The following is a 16437-nucleotide window of genomic DNA, read 5'->3' on the forward strand; positions in this document are numbered from 1 at the left end:
TGCCGCTACGTAAACTGTTGCGATTTGTACTAGAATGTTTTTTCTAGCAGAGGGGGGGACTCAAACAGTAAATAGTAATGCCAAATTTTTTTTGCTTTTGTGTAACTCATGAACCTGGGATGAAAATTATTTAGAAAGTGCATTGGCGATGTTGTTAGTCATTAAAAGCATAGCAGGGGAAAAGTGAAAAGAACACTTATAAATCGCGTCTCCAGAGCGGAAATAGGGCTATAACCAATTCCATATCACACCAAAAAAGTAATGTATGCGACCAGCATTAACTGAAAACTGACATATAATGTCAAATTTATTTATTTATTTGGTATATACGTTCAAGAAAACTCTTCTTTTGGAATTATGAACTGATTTATGTTGTGGCAAAGAATTGGTGAATGTTTTCTATCACAGGATGTGCTAAATTATTCAATAATAAATATTTTCAATGTTAGTGTTTACCTACCGTGTATATAATGCTTTTGTTTTTTATCATTACATAACAGCATAATGAAAATGAACAACAAACTAAAGCCACAATTAAAAAACCATGATGTTATCAAAAAAGTTTTGAGAAAGGTTGAAGTATCTCTACTTCTCTCTGATAAAAGAAAGGTTGAGACCTTATTAGTTTACTTACCAATTGAAAACGGCGAAAGTAAGCACTCAGTTTTTTTTGAACTTATTAAAGATGAGCTGTTACATAATTTTGCTCTTACATGCAAAGAAATTGATAGAAAGTTAAAGAGACCAAGTAAAATTGCGATAGATCAACTTTTTAAAAAGGCCTTGAGCAAACTCAGTCAACAAACAGCACACGGTGAATTAGGTGAGTTAATTCTCTTTACAATATTAGATGTTTACCTGCAAGCTCCCAGACTGCTCAGCAAAATATCACTTAAAACCAGCGCAAGAATGCCTGTTTATGGCGCTGATAGTATCCATGCTCAGTTTATTAAGGGCGGGTTGAGATTATATCTAGGAGAGTCAAAGCTTTATACTTCTTTTTCAAGTGCTGCAACAGCAGCTGTTGAATCTATTAAGTCCGCAAGTGATAAATATATACAGGAATTCAATTTAATTGATAGTCATTTAGATCTTCCTGAGCTTGATGAAGATTCTCAAGAGGAGCTGATAAGAATTTTAAATCCTTTTGAGAATACAAGTAAATTGGATTTTATACACTCACCATGTTTCATTGGTTTTGCTGATGGTAATTTAATAAAAGATGCAACGAGTGACGATGACTTTATCCAAAGATATATCCATGTTGCTTTTGAGCATATTGATGACTACTATAAAAAAATTGAATTGCAAGGTTTAGATATAAATTCAACAACTTTATTCATATTACCTTTTAGTGATATTAAAAAGCTTGTTGATAGCTTTATTGCTCATCTGGAGATAGCAAAATGAGTGATTTTTATATAGAATTATCAGAACGAATTTTATCTAGCAATGATTTTAAAAAATGCTCATTAGAATTGTTTAAATGTTATGCGAACTATTTGGTTGGTGATACTTATAAGTTAGATCGTCTTTTAGTAAAGAAAATGGCAACTGCTTCACAAGTTTTTTATAAGACACAAGAAGAAAAGTACCTTAAACAAGGTTCGTCAATACTTTCCATGTTAATTGATACATGCGCTGAGGATTATCCTGAGATTGTTCCTATTTCAGACTTTCTTTTTTCATCTGTAGGTGATTTCCCTAATGTTAAGTTATTAGAGAATAGATTTCCTCAAATTTCATTCAGACATAATATATTTACTGATTCAAGTCAAAGTTATAAGAAAGCACTGAATAATGTTGAGGAGTTAGGTTTGGTACTTACTGATTTTCAACGTAATTTATGGGATGATCTTCAAGCTGGAGAAGATGTGATTACTGTCGCACCTACTTCTGCAGGTAAGACTCATATTATTCTACATTATTTATTGTCAGAAGTAATTAACAGTGATGGTGCTTTTGCTGCAATTGTCGTGCCCACGAGAGCTCTAATTACAGAAGTGTCTTCAAAAATATTCGAAATGGCAAAAGAAAGAGGATATGAAAAAGATATAGAAATTTGTACTATCCCTAAAGATGAAGTTTTTTCTGATCGTACCTTTTTTGTCATGACTCAAGAACGTTTACATGAAATCCTTCTTCGCGGTGATATATATTTTGATTTTCTTTTCATTGATGAAGCTCATAATATTTCGGATGAGGGCCGAGGTGTATTACTCCATCTTACCCTTGAACGAATTCTCGAAGATAGCAGCCCTCAAATTATAATCGGCATGCCTTCTCCTCAATATCAAAATAGTTTTTCAAGCATTTTTAAGGAAGTCAAATTTACTAAAGCAATTACTGCACATTCTCCTGTATCTAAATTGATCTTTGAGGTAAGAGCTAAAGGGACTAATTTAGAAATTAGTAAGCGTGGTTCAGATGATAAAATTACATTACCAAAAAAATTTAAAAATAAAAAACTAGCTGATATTGTGCTAAGGCTTGGTAAAAACGAAAGTAACATAATATATAGAAATCAAACAAATCATTGTGAACATATTGCTGATGAAATAGCGAAAAGAATTACTGATTATGAGGTTAATGATACTCTAAATGAGGCTTCTGAATATATACAACATTTCATCCATGATGATTTCACTTTAGTAGAAAACATTAAAAAGGGTGTTGCATTTCATTATAGTCCGCTACCCACTTCTGTTAGAATTCTTATCGAAAATCTTGTTAAAGAAGGCCTCATTAAATTCATATCATGTACTAGTACGCTAGCTGAGGGTGTAAATCTTCCAGCAAAGAATCTGTTTATGTTGAATCCTACGTTTAAAAATGGCCTTTATAATAAAACAGTAAGAATTGAGGATGTAAAAATAAACAATATTACTGGGCGTGCAGGTAGAATGTTGCATCATTTTTCCGGGAATATATTTTTGGTTGAGCCGGACGATTGGACCTTTAAAGATTATTTTGATGAAGACGATAATAAAAAAGAAGAAAAGATACCAACATATTATAAATTGATTAATGAAAATACAAATGAAGTCCTAAGGACTCTGACTGGATTTCAACCTGATGATGAAGACCATTCTAAGTTCTATTCTGTAGCTAATAAATTAATTAAGTCATATGGTAATGGAGATCTGGACTCGACATTCTCTTCACCAGATATTAAATTAGATGATTATACTATTAATGGATTAAAGCAAGTTATTGAAACGGCATATTTAAATCTTAAAGTTCCTCCTCTTATTTTAGAATCTAATCCAACAACTGGATATATTCAACAAAATAAGGTTTTTGAGTTTTTAACTAGCGAAATTGACCTTAACGATTGGTCTCTACCATATCCATGGTCTGACGAATTTTACGATAGAATACTTAAAATCGCATTTAAATTGATTGAGCTTGGTGTGTTTATTCCTAGCGGAAATTACACTGCGGATTATATTTGTTACATTGCTAAAAAATGGGTTCAAAATAATAGTTTAAAAGATATGATTAATTCTCAAATCGAATGGGATAAGAATAATATAGTAAAGAAAAATAGCAGAGATGATGAAAAGGAAGTTAAAATTAACAGATCTGTTAAAAACATAATAAACGTAATAAATAATGATATTAGATTCAGACTTTCAAATGCAGTTAAGTGTTATTTTACTTTGTTTGCTTTGGCAGCGAGAATGAAAAAATCAGATGCTCAAAGTATTAAGTTACATTACTATCTTGAAATTGGCGCCAGCGATGAAAGGATGATGTCTCTGATAAACTTGGGATTATCCAGAGAAGCATCTAAAGAGATTTCTGATAATACATCTAAATCGCGAATGTATAATGGCATAAGCGATTTGATTCAGTTACTAAACTCATCGGAAATTAATGGTATACATAGAGTTATCAAAAAAGAGATAGAGCATTTACTCAGCCGTTCTTGAAGTTTAAAAGTTCTAATAATGCTTGGTCAAGAACTCGTGATGCAGATTCTTCATCAATATACTTATTTCGTGTGTTAACTTCAGTTTTGAAGTGAAGAAATGTATCTGAGAAATCTATAGTACTTGCTTTGCCATCACTATTATTTGCTTTTACTTTTAATGTAGAACAACCGTCATGATCTGATAGAAAATTAATGATTTCAATTACATTATCTTTAGTAAATGAGCTGCAATTTTCATCATTAAATTCTAAATCAAATGAAAGTTGCATTCCTGGTCCGATATAGGGGCTTGTGCTGAGTTGTTTAAAAAAATGAGGCGCATCATCTGTTATCTCGCTGAGATAAGATGAGTTCATTTTAAAATGCAAGCTGTTAAATGCTTGGTAATCATTCAACGATATATACCCTTTTGCTTTCGGGATGAGGTCAATTTTTATTTTTAGTCTTCTGTTTGTATTTAATTGTTCAAGAATGAACTTGCAGACACTCTTTAATGTACCACTAGGCCCGGAAGTGAAACCAAAAATAGTCCTGTATGCTGGTAATATATAAATATAATACAGGTCACCAATTATTCCTTGGTTGAGATGGATCCCAGTGATTGAACCATCTTTAGTGGCTTTCGTTTGCCAAGTGTTCCTCTCACGAACAACAGTAACACCGAAAATCTCATTATCATTTACATAATGGGGAGGGTTTAGTTTAATAAGATGTTTTTTGTCGCGCGAAGTTATTATCCTCGTGTTTTCTTCCGACTCACACAAGGTAAAATAATTTAAGGCAAGATTTTCATAAAATAAATCGTCACCTTCAATATTATAAAATAAGACGGTGATATTTTTTTTAATTTATTTGCACTCATTATTACATCCCCTAATATGAAGCAGTAACGTTCTAATTATACTTACACTTCATGTATAAATAAACAGTATATTAGCATGAGTGAATCAAAGTGTCTAATTTTTAACAAATTTCAGTTACGGTTTCGCATTCATTCCAGAGTTGGATAAACCAGCCGTAATCAAAATGTTATAACTAAAATAGTCGGTGATGAATGCCGGAACGAGACCATTTAAGAACAAACCGCCCCCGGTTAGCAGGATCGTCTCGTCCGGCAGGAAAGAATGCTAACACCTACATGAAGTTCCTGTCAGTGCCAGTCCACGACTCAAGACCACCAAATTGACTTTTCACCATTGCGGAGTAAGGGGCGCTACGCTTGACTATGCAAGGGCAAGTTTTTTCTCCTGTACGTTTTTCGTTCTCGTATCGGCTTCCGGTTAATCGTTTCCCAACACAACCCGTCCCGCAAGGGTAAATGGCACGCATGCTGCGCCCTTGCAGGACAGAACGATGCCGGGAAAGCGAACCGTCAGGCGATACGAAGACGAAAATCACACACTGACGGAGAAAAAATCATGTCTATTTCCCTGCATAACCAGACTACCGCCCCTAACGCCGCAGCGGCGACCAGCGTATCCCCGCTGGACCAGTCAGGCTCCTCAAAAACGAAATTTTCTAAAACCAGAACGGACATTTATCAGACCGTTACCGACAACATCATTGCAGCACTTGAAAGCGGTGTAAAACCGTGGTCCTGTCCGTGGCAACGCGTATCGGGCATGTCTGGTCTGCCATCTAATTACGCCACCGGTGTACCCTACAGCGGCATGAATATCATGCTGTTATGGTGCAGCGCATCTAAACAGGGTTTCAGCGATTCTCGATGGATGACCTACAAACAGGCACAGGCTGCAGGTAGACAGGTTCGCAAGGGTGAGCATGGAACAACAGCTATTTTCTACACCACCCTTGAAAAGGAAAACCACGCCGGAGAAGTTGAACAAATCCCGATGCTGAAAACCTTCACCGTGTTTAACGTTCAGCAAATCGACGGCTTGCCCCTGACGACTGAAACAGTCAGTCCGGAAGCGACATTTGACCCGTTTCCACAGGCTGAAAATCTGTTGCGGATGAGCGGCGCAAAAATCATTGAGAAAGGACAAAACGCCTTTTTCAGCCCTTCAACCGATGAAGTCTGGTTACCGGAGCGTCATCTGTTTTCAGATGCAGCTAACTTCTACGCTACCGGCCTGCATGAGCTTGTCCACTGGAGTGGGGGTAAAAAACGCCTGAACCGTGACATGAAAGGGAAGTTTGGTAGTGCGGATTATGCAGAGGAAGAACTGGTGGCGGAGCTGGGAAGTGCTTTTTTGATGGCGGATTTGGGGATTGATGGAGAGGTACAACATGAAAGCTATATTGCTTCCTGGCTGAAAGCGCTAAAAAACGACAAGCGCTATATTTTCAAAGCGGCCAGCGCCGCCTCCAAGGCGCATTCTTATCTGATGGATAAACTCTGAGGTCGGGAGCTGGACAACAGCAAGCGAATGCGGTTACATGTTTTTACTGGCAACGCTGCAAGGTGCAGACTGAGGCGGAACACAGCACAGCGAGTAACGAACAGTCTGCGTTTTGCAGTGGAATAAAAAATCACCAGGACTGGCTACGATACCGCAGGCCGGGTAAGCCCATCATGCTGGCACTTTCCGTGCCCGGTAAACTTGGAAAATCATTTTGTGCTAACTGCAATCTTTTTCTTGTACGTCTATAACTGCCTCTTGCTCGTTCAGGGTGAACCCCCGAGAATGTCAGAATCGGACATTGCAAACATTCAGGTGTGTTAATCATCGGGGAACAAGTCACATGTTTAGTTGGGTAAGATGGTTACCTGATTAAGAAAGATCTCACCAACCTACTAAACAATGTTGCTTATGGTAAAGTCGGTGCTAATCTGTTGAGACTGACAGCAGTCCTTCATCTTTATTCGGATATCAGAGAATTTATGAACGAAGAAAAATATATATGTCATAGATGCGTGGGTGAAGAGTATGTAAGGCTAGTTATAAAAAAAACAGGAAATGCCAACAATGATTGTAATTACTGTGGTAGGAAATTAAAGAGTATTAAATTGGAAGTTCTTGCAGAGATGGTGCACAATGTCTTTATTGAATATTATGAACAGCCTGATGATGGCGAGTTTTATAATGATAGTGGTGATACTGCAACCTCTATTATTCAAGACGAGCTAATCATTGAAGAAGAACCTGCCGATGATATATTCAATGTGATGCAGGACATTTATAACGATTATCACGGCATAGATGTAGTTTATGATGAATGCTTTAATTATGTTCGTGTTAATCGCGTCAATAATTCGCTTGGCTGGGCGTGGGAGAAAATGGAGCAGTCACTTAAAAGTGAAGCTCGTTATTTCAATAAGCATGTAAAAGAGTTTCTGGATGAGCTTTTTTCAGACATAGAAAGAATGAGGACAGGTGAAAGCAGGCAGGCAATTAATGATGTTGGCGGCGATGTCATTTTTTACCGGGCTCGGGCATTTGAAAACTACGAGGACGTGCAGGAAGCACTGGAGCATCCTGAGCGGTATTTTGGTCCACCACCACAAGCGTTGGCACGCTCAGGAAGAATGAATGCACACGGCATTCCAGTATTTTATGGTGCAACGTCACCGAGCATTGCTGTGTCGGAAATACGTCCAGTGGTTGGGAATTTCGTGGTGGTCGTACCGTTTCGACCTATCAGAAATTTGAAAATTCTCGATATTTCAGCCCTAAACGATCTCTCAAATATCAAAGGTAGTATCTTCGATCCATATGTGACCGGGCATAACGAGAAGGTCTCTTTCATGAGGACGCTTGCCAGAAAGCTGACTATGCCCGTTTCTGGCAGAAAGCCGGAAGATGAATACCTGATCACACAAGCAGTATCAGAATATCTTGCCTTATCCGATAAATTTAGTCTTGACGGTATTAGTTTTGAATCCACTCAGCATTCCGGTGATGAGCCCGAGGATATTGGTCACCACAACGTTGTGTTGTTCAGAAAATCATCGAGAATACTGAATTCTGAGAGTAACGAAAAATCTTTTCAAGTAGATCTATTTGAAAATGTGGAAGATGATAATTATATTTTTTCACCCGCTATTCATCCAATCAATAAAAATAAAACAAGGAGAACATTGTCTTCTTCTTTCAGTATCGATAAACACTTGTGTGCTCTTGAGTTAATGCCTGATGGCATCGTATTTCACAGAGTAAAAGGCGTTAAGTATTACACAGACTCAATTGATGTAAAATCAGATGGGATGTTATGAAAATTCACATCGTATATCTTTATGTATGCTACGTTTACGACCGTCTCTAGAATTATCGTGACTAGTCAATACTAATCGAGATATAAACCAAAAAATACCAGCATGAAAGGGCTTAAAATTCGGTGAGCCCGCTTTTGCTCATGCAGAAAGTTAGGCTTGCAACGATTTAACCAGCTTATGAATAGTTCTCGAGCTCTATACGCTCCAGTTCGGCAAGTGTATAAATGCGAAAAACGTTTCGGTGACGCGCTTCCAATTGAATGTGTTGATGGTTGATGATGACATGCCTGATGCTGTCAAACAGCAGTTCAAGCGCACGCTTCTTCTGTGGATCGGGCACAACATAAAAAACGTAAATCCACTGCTTGCGGGTACGGGCCAGCAGGTGGCTGGCAATAATCGACTGGTAGCGGGCTCGGGTTTTCAGGCGGCGCTCGGTTTCAATGGCAATAACGTTACCGTCAGGCAGCGTCAGTAATCCGTCCGGGCGATGTTTTACCTGAAACTGGCTGAGAAAGCTGGCCCGGTCGCCGTTAATCCATCCCGAAGCGCCTTTCTTCTCCAGAATAAGTCTGGCGGCCTGATTATCAAGATGGTGCTCCAGCGTCCAGCCGGTGATTTTTGATGGTTCAAACCGCGCAGGAAAGATTTTATCATCCAAGGTTAACACCACCGCCAGCCCGTCGCTGGTGATCCCCCACAATGAAATCTTAATTGTCCGTGATTCAAGCACATGCTTCTGGATTAACCCCATTCGCTCCGTTTTTGCAAGCAGCGAATAAAGCGACTTATGATCCCGGAAACCAAATAACAGCATCAGCGTTTTAAAATCACTGTAGGTTTCTTCTTTCAGGAAGTTCAGCAGTTGTTTTATTTTTTCTCTGTTGCGTGTCTGGCGCTCTTGATATGTCGAAATCAGCATAACCGCTCCTTAAAAATCCAGCGGGGACAGGTGTTCTCCCTCATCAGGTTGGGGCTCTGCCGGTTTGACTTCGCTTCCGTTGAAGAAAAGATCCGGGTACGTTGTCATTACATCCTGTATGGATGGTTTATCATCCTCGTCAAAATCCAGTGCGATTTTCACCGGTGCCGCCGATGCGGCAATATCAGGGGAAACCGAGAAGATTTTTAGCTGACGCTTTCTGACCTTTATCGGTGAAATCAGTGAAGCAGAAGGTAGCGTTTTTGTCGTAAAGATAAAGCTGACAAAATCGGGCAGGTTCAGGATCATATTGCTGTCAATAAAGAAACGTTCGGCCTGGCGGATTGTGCGCTCACTGTCGATGGTTTCCGTCAGCATATTATCCGTTTTAGCCTTGCGGAGTTCGTCGTCCACCAGAATCGTGCCTGACATTCTCGCCACCCATTCCGCTGTATCCGGGTCCATAACCCGGTAAACCAGTTTGAATTTGGCATTTTCAACGACCGCACCGACAACGGCGTCACCTTTCAAATCTGCCGGGCAGTCTTTTAAATCGGCAATGGACTGGTGATCCATAATAATATGTACGCCTTTATCCCGCGCCGCGCCTAAACCTTCCAGCGCTGGCCTGGATAAATGGTATTTCAGTTCGGAAAGATAAATAGCAATGGGGCGGGGTACGTCTGTTACACGGTCGCGCCTTTCTGCTAACTGGTACAGGCGAACCAGCAGCATCCGCTGTGCGGTAATAATTTTGCTGTTTCGCATGGAGCCGATAACATAACAGCAGCCACCTTCATCAAAAGTTTTTTTGAGTGAAAAACCCTCCGGTGAATTAATGGCATTGAGTAATGCCAGTTCCTCAATCTTCCCAAAGAATGCTTTGATTTTTTCGGCAACTCCCTGAACGTAATCACCGTTATAAACATCACGGATTGTTGCCGATGGATTATCACTGACAAATTGTGCGGCGATACGGGCGGCTTTCCGGTCGTCGATCCGATAAAAGTCAGATTCCTGTCCTTTTTCCGCCAGGCTGAAACCTGCAACAAACAATTCTTCCATTTCATCAGGTGTGATATCTTCAATCAGATTTAGCTGGTATTGCTGTTTTCGCAGGTCAATTAAGGCAAAGGGTTTGCCTGCACCCTCGCAGGCTTTGCGGTAAAGATGCGGTGCCCATTCATCGTCTTTGGGGTCCATAACAAAGACACCTTCACCGGCCAGAATACTTTGGTAAAGCAATATCCCGGCGGCTACCCCTTTACCTGCTCCGGTGGTGCCGATAATATCTGCGTGTTGTTTCTGCCAGTCTTTTAACGGGAGATACATTGGTTCATTCTCCCTGTTCATGCCAGTAAAGATACCTTTTTTCAGATCGATATAATCCAGCGGGTTATAATGTAGAGTTTCCGGCAGAAGGGATTTTACAGTTCGGACATCAGTGCGTAATTCCCGTTCAAGGGCGGTTTTTTTAACAAGGCGTTTCTTTATTTTGTCCAGTTCCGGCGTGAATACCCGGCGAAGCATAATATGAAAAATAATCCCGGTTACAGTGAAAGCAATCCGTACTGACCAGGCCAGTACCGTATTATCACTGGTGAGTCTGGTCTTATACAGCCACTGGAAGGTTCCGATAACTATCGGGGCGAGTGTGCCAGAGAGAAAACACAGCAGGGAAAAAGCGATAATCAACCTTTTCCATAACGGGGATTTCTGCCGTTCATCGCTTTTCATCGACGTAAAAAACGGCATCGTCAGCCCCGCTAATAACGCCAGTATCAGTTGTTGCTGTTGCACAAAAGCGAGCAGCGCCAGCATCCCGTTCACTATCGGCGACAGTGAAGCGGTAAGCTTATTTAAAATCATCGTGCCTCCTTCGTCAGCTATTCGCCCATGACATCGCCCCATCAGTTCGCCCCATGGTGTCGGGCGAAAAGGCGGGGCGAACGTATGGGGTAAAGAAGGTGGTCGCTGTGCGGCCATGTGCAGGAAAGCATGCTTCCCTGCACGAAACGGTGTGCGCCAGTACATGCGGGCTGGACGCCCTTATTGCCTGTCACATGGGGGTAATGTCGTGGCTGGACGCCGCGCCAAAACCCCCAGGGTCAAAGGCGGCACACCGTCGCCCGCTACGCGCGACCACCCCCTTTAAGACGGTCGCTTTCGCCTTTTTCTTCCCTTTGCTCGTGCCTCGCAGCGGGAATAAAAGGGAAGCTGACCTTTAAAGAGGGTGGTCGCGCCACGCTACCGGCTTTTGGCCGGAGACTTAGCCGCGACGGTGTGCGGGGCTGTGCCCCCCAAATAAATCGCTGTCGTGGGCGACAGCTTTTCGCTCGCTGGGGCGGCGAAATTTATTCGGCTCCCCCCGGCCGGCAAAATCCGCGTGGGCGCGGCTGTTTGCCGGTGAGGCGCGGTGCCTGAACTATTTTCGCTCCTTAACCCGCGAAAATAATTCTGTCCGCTGCCTCATTTTTACGGCCCGCATTTCTTCACTCCTCAATTCGCGAAAAATGTGCTAGACCGTAAAAACCTGAAAACCGCCACGCCTTAAGCCTGATTCGGCTGAAATATTCCGCTGTCGTTTGAGAACTGAGAATAAAATAATAGCAGGGGTTAATATTGGTTCTCGCGGATTTCCCTGATGATGTCGGAATAACACTGACGACTTTCTTTAATGCTGGTTTCATTAAGCGTAAACCCTCGACGGTTAGCTTCTTCTGTCAGCGTTATCCTGTCGGTGCCGTTCAGCGTTTGCAGTAATTGCAATAACCGGAATATAACCCGGTAGTGATATATTTCATAATAAAGGCCGCATCCGTGCATCGACTCATTTTCAATGTGCTCAATAACACAGGCTGCGCGCATGGAATCTCCGCGCTGATGTGTCCAGGGATGCTGAATAAAACCCGGTTTCGTCATAAAGATAACCTCCGCTAATTAACCACGCATGCGGCCAAATTTATTGATAATCTGGCTGATAATGGCGGGGTCTGCCGAATCACATTCAAGTAAAAACGATTTTCTGGCATCGGCAGTATGGTCCGGCAGAAAACCGTGCCTGTTCTTTTTGACGATGTTAAAGAATGCTCGTTCGGCCGAATGGCATTCATTGCCGCCGCCGTTCCCGGTGGCTTTACCGTACATGCATAACACCACTTCACAGGCGTCAGCGGCCATGACGGAGGTGGAATATGACGCCATAGCGCTGAGTAATAATGCGGAGGATATTACTTTTTTCATTTCGGTCACCTTCACATTTAAACAAGGGTAGCGTATTTGGATATGTTATTTACTGGAGTCCTTTGCTGAATACACCTCTCATGTCATTGAGATGAAGGGGTTTAAAATAAACATCACTCATCCGGCGTATGTCACCGTGAATATCAATGCTGACTATCACATCAATGCTCTTAAGCAACTTGCGTAACAGCACGTCGAAAGGCATGTTCCGGCAGTCGGGGTTTTCATAGCAGCGGTCAATTAACCCTTCGATACATTCTTCCGGGCTGCCCGCATGCAGGGAGGTTATCAATCCCTCATGCCCTGAACCGACGATTTTCAGGGCATCCCAGGCTTCCCGACCGCGAATTTCAGCCAGTAATATCCGGTCAGGGTTCATACGATAATTGGCGCGTATCAGTCTGCCGGGCGTGATAATGGCATTATCCCCGGCGTCCGCTGGATAAAAGAGATGGACATAATTGGTGTGGTGATAGAGCCGGATTTCGGGATTATCCTCAATGGTGGTCAGCCTGAGGTGCCGGGGAATCGAGTGCAGCAGCGTTTTCATATAGGTGGTTTTACCGGACCCGGTTTCACCGACGATAAAAATCGTCTTGCCGTATTCCACCGCTTTTTCCATAAAGCGGGGAATATCCTCACTCTGATAGTAGCGGGTCAGTTCAACATCTTTGCCTTCCGTTCGCTCCTTACCGGTCACCCGGTTATAAAATCCCGCATCAATCCATGACTGATGCGTTTTCTGCCCGAATGAGGGTTTGCGCAGGGTAATAGACACGGTATTACGCTCACAGGCCGGGGGAATAATGGCCTGAATGCGCTCGCCTGATTCAAGCGTGGCGGAAAGGATCGGCGAGGTGTCGTCGATATTATCGTCCTGCCACGACGCCAGCGCTCTGGCAAAGGCGTAACACTGGCGCAGCGTAATGGGGGCTTCATGTCTTCGCCATTTCCCCCGAATTTTGGTATGCAGTTCACCCGGCCGGTTAACGGCAATTTCCGTCAGGCCGTCCTGCGCAATAAACTCACCAAACAGCTGTTTTTTCATGAAATCCAGCGACAGGTTTTCAGCGTTCATACCACCTCTTTTTCAGTCGTAGCTGCCAGACGGATGAGAAATCAATGTCGGTGCCGGTCATGATCCCGATGACATCACCCTGATTCAGGTAAAGGGTGGGCGGGATATTGATGCTGTTGTCCAGCGTCGTTTTCGCCATTTCCGCCGTGGCGGCGCGGGTGTTTTCGGTGTAGTCGGTATTGCGGTCTTTCCCCGGGGCAGCATCCGACGCCGCCGCAGCCACGTCCTGCACGGTACTGAGCATCAGGGCATTGCCGAAGCGCTCCCAGAAGTGATTGTCGATCCAACCTGAGATCCCCGCCTCGCCGAGCGGGCCGCTGGCCTGCGTATCAGTTAGCGGGATTTGCAGGCTGCCGGGCTCAGGCGTACGCAGCTCCGTCCACAGCACAAACATCCTGCTGCGTCCGTGTTGCAGCGCCCCGGTGCGGTAGATGCCACGGGCGACCGTTCCCGCCGGGATCAGCGTCACATGGTTGCTGGCGCTGTAAACATCTTCACTGACCAGGCAGGAAATATGCCCCGCGACGTCGGACACGAAGCGCCACATCATCGAACACGGGATATAGCGGTCCACCGGGATATAGAGATCAGGATCGAGGCCCAGCCGTCTGACGCCGGTGACACGGGCGACGCCCGGATTGTCGTTATTACCCGTTTCCGGCGAGGCAGTCTCCGGGCAGCGCAGGCGGCCATCTTTACCTCTGGTCAGTACTGACGGACAGGATGTGTACGTCGTGGATGATGACGGACTGTTGGACGTTTCTGCGTTGCTACGCATTTCACCCGGGGACGTGCGTGCATTATCACCCGGCATTGTTCGGGCGTTGTTCAGCCCGTCAGCCAGTGCGGCTGCCTTGTTCAGGGTGGGTGGGGCTGGTGGCAGGGTGGGGGCGGGAGTGACGGCTTGGCGGGCAGGGTCTGTTTCGTCCTGTGTGTGTGGCCCGAACAGGCCAAACGGGTTACTGTCCATGCCCAGATTTTGACGCTCATGCAGCGTCTTCCCGGCGGAGGTCGGCGGCGAGGTGTCGGCTTCTTTCTCATTACCCCCTTTCAATGCACTGAAAAGACGATCGCCGCCGGATGCCAGGGCGATCACCAGCGCCAGACTCAGCAGGCTGACGGTCAGCGTGCGGCGACCGGATGCCTTGCGAAAACGGGTCACTTCCGGCTGGCCGGGCGGTGTTCTTTGCTCCGGCTCCTGATACGCCATTGCCGCACGGGCGCGTTCGCGGGCTTCCGCTTCCCGCTCTGCGGTAGTTTTTTCCGGCTTGTCCGGCACAGGTTTATCGGTCATCTTGCCTCCAGCGTAACGGACGGTGAAACGGTGTCACTGCGGGTTATCGCGATGCGCCCGAACCCGTCGTTTTCGATCCCTACCACCGAGGTGCCGTAACGCAACACCAGTTGTGGCGCTGCCGGCACCACCATCACAATGTAATTACCCTGCTTAACTGTCCGGGGAGTGAGCGCCTGCTCCCGTCCGTTAACCACTCGGAAAACAGACGGCAGGGTTTTGATGGGGGAAAAACCGATATAAGCAAAACGACCATCATCCCAGGCAAAATCCGGTGCGATGGAGGCCGAACCGGCGGCGACCCGTTTGGTGTAGCGCCAGTTGCGCGGCGTGCTGGCCTGTCCGAATGCCGCCGCTATCTGCTGCTTCTCCTGTCTTTCACGCTGCTGCGTCTGACGCTCGGCGCTGGCGGCGGCGGATTGCTGGCGAACCTCGGCCGGATAGTGGTAACGGATAACGAACGCCTGCGCGTGGGAATCGTGGTCCAGCACGTTCAGCTCCAGGCTGTAATCACGCTTTGAGGTCACCACGAAGAGGTTGGTCTTCCAGTCCTTTGCCGTGGGCAGGAACACCTGGCTGACGTTGTTGCCGCTGGCGTCCGTCACCGGCTGGGTTATGGGGTTCGGGCTGACGCCGACCCGGTTATCACTTTTCGTGACCGTCCAGCCTTTTGGAAAACCCGCTTGTGCATCAATCACAGTTTCATCGTCGTCAAACAGCAGCGTGGTGACGTAGCCGGGACGGGTATTCACCACGGTGGCGTTCTGGCTGTTATACGATACGTTCTGCATCCGGCTGTCATAGCCGCTGCCGCGCGGGGTGGCGGCGCTCCATGTCGCGCATGACACCATTAAGCCCGTCAGGAGCAGGATGTTTTTCAGCATCATTCGCTCCTCAGTTCTTTATCGCGCTGGTAGCTGGTGACGACAAAGCCCAGCGGGTTCACTTCCCGCTGGCTGTCCGTCAGTTGCTGATGCGGGACATAGCGGTAAGTGAGGCGGATATTCCAGAAGTCCGTTTTCACTGAATTATCAGAAATACGACGGAGGGTGCGCTTAATACGCAGTGTTGCCAGGTTATCGGGTCCGGTGGCAGGTGCATGCACATTAGAAATAATGTCGATATAGACGACATATTCGGCTTTATTAAAAATAACGTCCGGAGCCTGGTCGCCGTTAAACCTGTCCAGATAATCCCGGTTCACAGTGTCGCTGTTAAATAACTGTACGTCGTCGTAATCACGCTGGAGGGAGAAGTAATTATACCCTTCGCGAAGACTGACATAGTGTGCCGCCAGTGAGTGGGCCAGTGCTTTTTCAGACGCAATATCCCGCTCTTTAAGGCGGGTCATATACTCATAACGACCGGTCTGTTTGTCCACCGACCACAATTCAATGTCAGTGCTTTTCAGCGGCAGCAGAATAATAATGGCTGCGACCGCCAGTGCAGCCAGAATCAGCCCGGCAGCGGCCACCCGCCAGGCAGTTTTGCGGGAGCGCTCTTCCTTTTCCAGCAGGATGGATTCAAAAGAGCGCGAGACATCGATGATGCGCTGAATATCAGACATGGTGAGTCAGCTCCTGAATTATGGCGGGGGAATTAACCGGCTGGGGATCGCCGGACACCGGTGGGAGGTCGCCCTGATGCTGCGCGCAGCCCGTAAGCGCGCACAGCACCAGAAGCAAGATGCTGAATTTCATGGAAGCCTCTTATCGGATAAATGCAGGAAGGCCTCACCGCTGGCAGAGGCCACGGCGTGACGGAGAAAAGAAATTAGCGGTCGGGA

13 protein-coding genes are annotated in these 16437 nt (G+C 45.0%); 4 read left to right on the forward strand and 9 right to left on the reverse strand.

Annotated elements, in window-relative coordinates; translation table 11 throughout:
* The first annotated feature begins 510 nt into the window (after window positions 1-510).
* Window positions 511-1410, forward strand: a complete 900-nt coding sequence (locus GRPL_RS12675; RefSeq protein WP_032699253.1) for a HamA C-terminal domain-containing protein — start codon at window positions 511-513, stop codon at window positions 1408-1410.
* A complete protein-coding gene (locus GRPL_RS12670) occupies window positions 1407-3935 on the forward strand; it encodes a DEAD/DEAH box helicase (protein WP_032699254.1) in 2529 nt (842 codons plus the stop codon). Before GRPL_RS12675 ends, GRPL_RS12670 begins: the two co-directional genes overlap by 4 nt.
* On the opposite strand, the gene GRPL_RS26855 is transcribed toward GRPL_RS12670, so the two are convergent.
* On the reverse strand, window positions 3922-4701 hold the full coding sequence (locus GRPL_RS26855; RefSeq protein ID WP_228134577.1) for a hypothetical protein: 780 nt from the start codon (window positions 4699-4701) through the stop codon (window positions 3922-3924). The genes GRPL_RS12670 and GRPL_RS26855 overlap by 14 nt on opposite strands.
* 654 nt (window positions 4702-5355) lie before the next feature.
* Between GRPL_RS26855 and GRPL_RS12665 the strand changes: the two genes are divergently transcribed.
* Both GRPL_RS12665 and GRPL_RS12660 read left to right on the forward strand, forming a co-directional pair.
* Window positions 5356-6300: an ArdC family protein gene (locus GRPL_RS12665; RefSeq protein WP_032699255.1), complete on the forward strand. Its 945-nt coding sequence runs from the start codon at window positions 5356-5358 to the stop codon at window positions 6298-6300.
* A 482-nt stretch (window positions 6301-6782) separates the two neighbouring features.
* Window positions 6783-8114: an RES family NAD+ phosphorylase gene (locus tag GRPL_RS12660; RefSeq protein ID WP_050500302.1), complete on the forward strand. Its 1332-nt coding sequence runs from the start codon at window positions 6783-6785 to the stop codon at window positions 8112-8114.
* A 175-nt stretch (window positions 8115-8289) separates the two neighbouring features.
* Here GRPL_RS12660 and mobC read toward each other — a convergent pair whose 3' ends face one another.
* The 8 genes from mobC to GRPL_RS12630 form a co-directional block, all read right to left on the reverse strand.
* Window positions 8290-9036, reverse strand: coding sequence for a MobC family replication-relaxation protein (gene mobC / locus GRPL_RS12655; RefSeq protein ID WP_032699256.1), 747 nt, complete (start codon window positions 9034-9036; stop codon window positions 8290-8292).
* A 9-nt stretch (window positions 9037-9045) separates the two neighbouring features.
* Entirely contained in the window at window positions 9046-10905 is a 1860-nt protein-coding gene (locus GRPL_RS12650; protein WP_032699257.1) for a type IV secretory system conjugative DNA transfer family protein, read from the reverse strand.
* A 747-nt stretch (window positions 10906-11652) separates the two neighbouring features.
* Window positions 11653-11958, reverse strand: a complete 306-nt coding sequence (locus GRPL_RS0125675) for a hypothetical protein (protein ID WP_032699258.1) — start codon at window positions 11956-11958, stop codon at window positions 11653-11655.
* An 18-nt stretch (window positions 11959-11976) separates the two neighbouring features.
* Window positions 11977-12279 (reverse strand): TrbM/KikA/MpfK family conjugal transfer protein, encoded by a 303-nt coding sequence (locus GRPL_RS0125680; protein ID WP_032699259.1) that lies wholly within the window; start codon window positions 12277-12279, stop codon window positions 11977-11979.
* 49 nt (window positions 12280-12328) lie between these two features.
* Window positions 12329-13357, reverse strand: a complete 1029-nt coding sequence (virB11, locus tag GRPL_RS12645) for a P-type DNA transfer ATPase VirB11 (RefSeq protein ID WP_032699260.1) — start codon at window positions 13355-13357, stop codon at window positions 12329-12331.
* Window positions 13347-14651 (reverse strand): VirB10/TraB/TrbI family type IV secretion system protein, encoded by a 1305-nt coding sequence (gene virB10, locus GRPL_RS12640; protein ID WP_032699261.1) that lies wholly within the window; start codon window positions 14649-14651, stop codon window positions 13347-13349. The genes virB11 and virB10 overlap by 11 nt, the downstream gene beginning before the upstream one ends.
* Window positions 14648-15535 carry a P-type conjugative transfer protein VirB9 gene (gene virB9 / locus GRPL_RS12635; protein WP_032699262.1) on the reverse strand — a complete coding sequence of 296 codons (888 nt, stop codon included), beginning with the start codon at window positions 15533-15535 and terminating at the stop codon, window positions 14648-14650. The genes virB10 and virB9 overlap by 4 nt, the downstream gene beginning before the upstream one ends.
* On the reverse strand, window positions 15535-16218 hold the full coding sequence (locus GRPL_RS12630; RefSeq protein WP_032699263.1) for a VirB8 family type IV secretion system protein: 684 nt from the start codon (window positions 16216-16218) through the stop codon (window positions 15535-15537). Before GRPL_RS12630 ends, virB9 begins: the two co-directional genes overlap by 1 nt.
* Between the last annotated feature and the right edge of the window lie 219 nt (window positions 16219-16437).

Source organism: Klebsiella planticola ATCC 33531, assembly GCF_000735435.1.
In the GTDB taxonomy this organism is placed as follows: Bacteria; Pseudomonadota; Gammaproteobacteria; order Enterobacterales; family Enterobacteriaceae; genus Klebsiella; species Klebsiella planticola.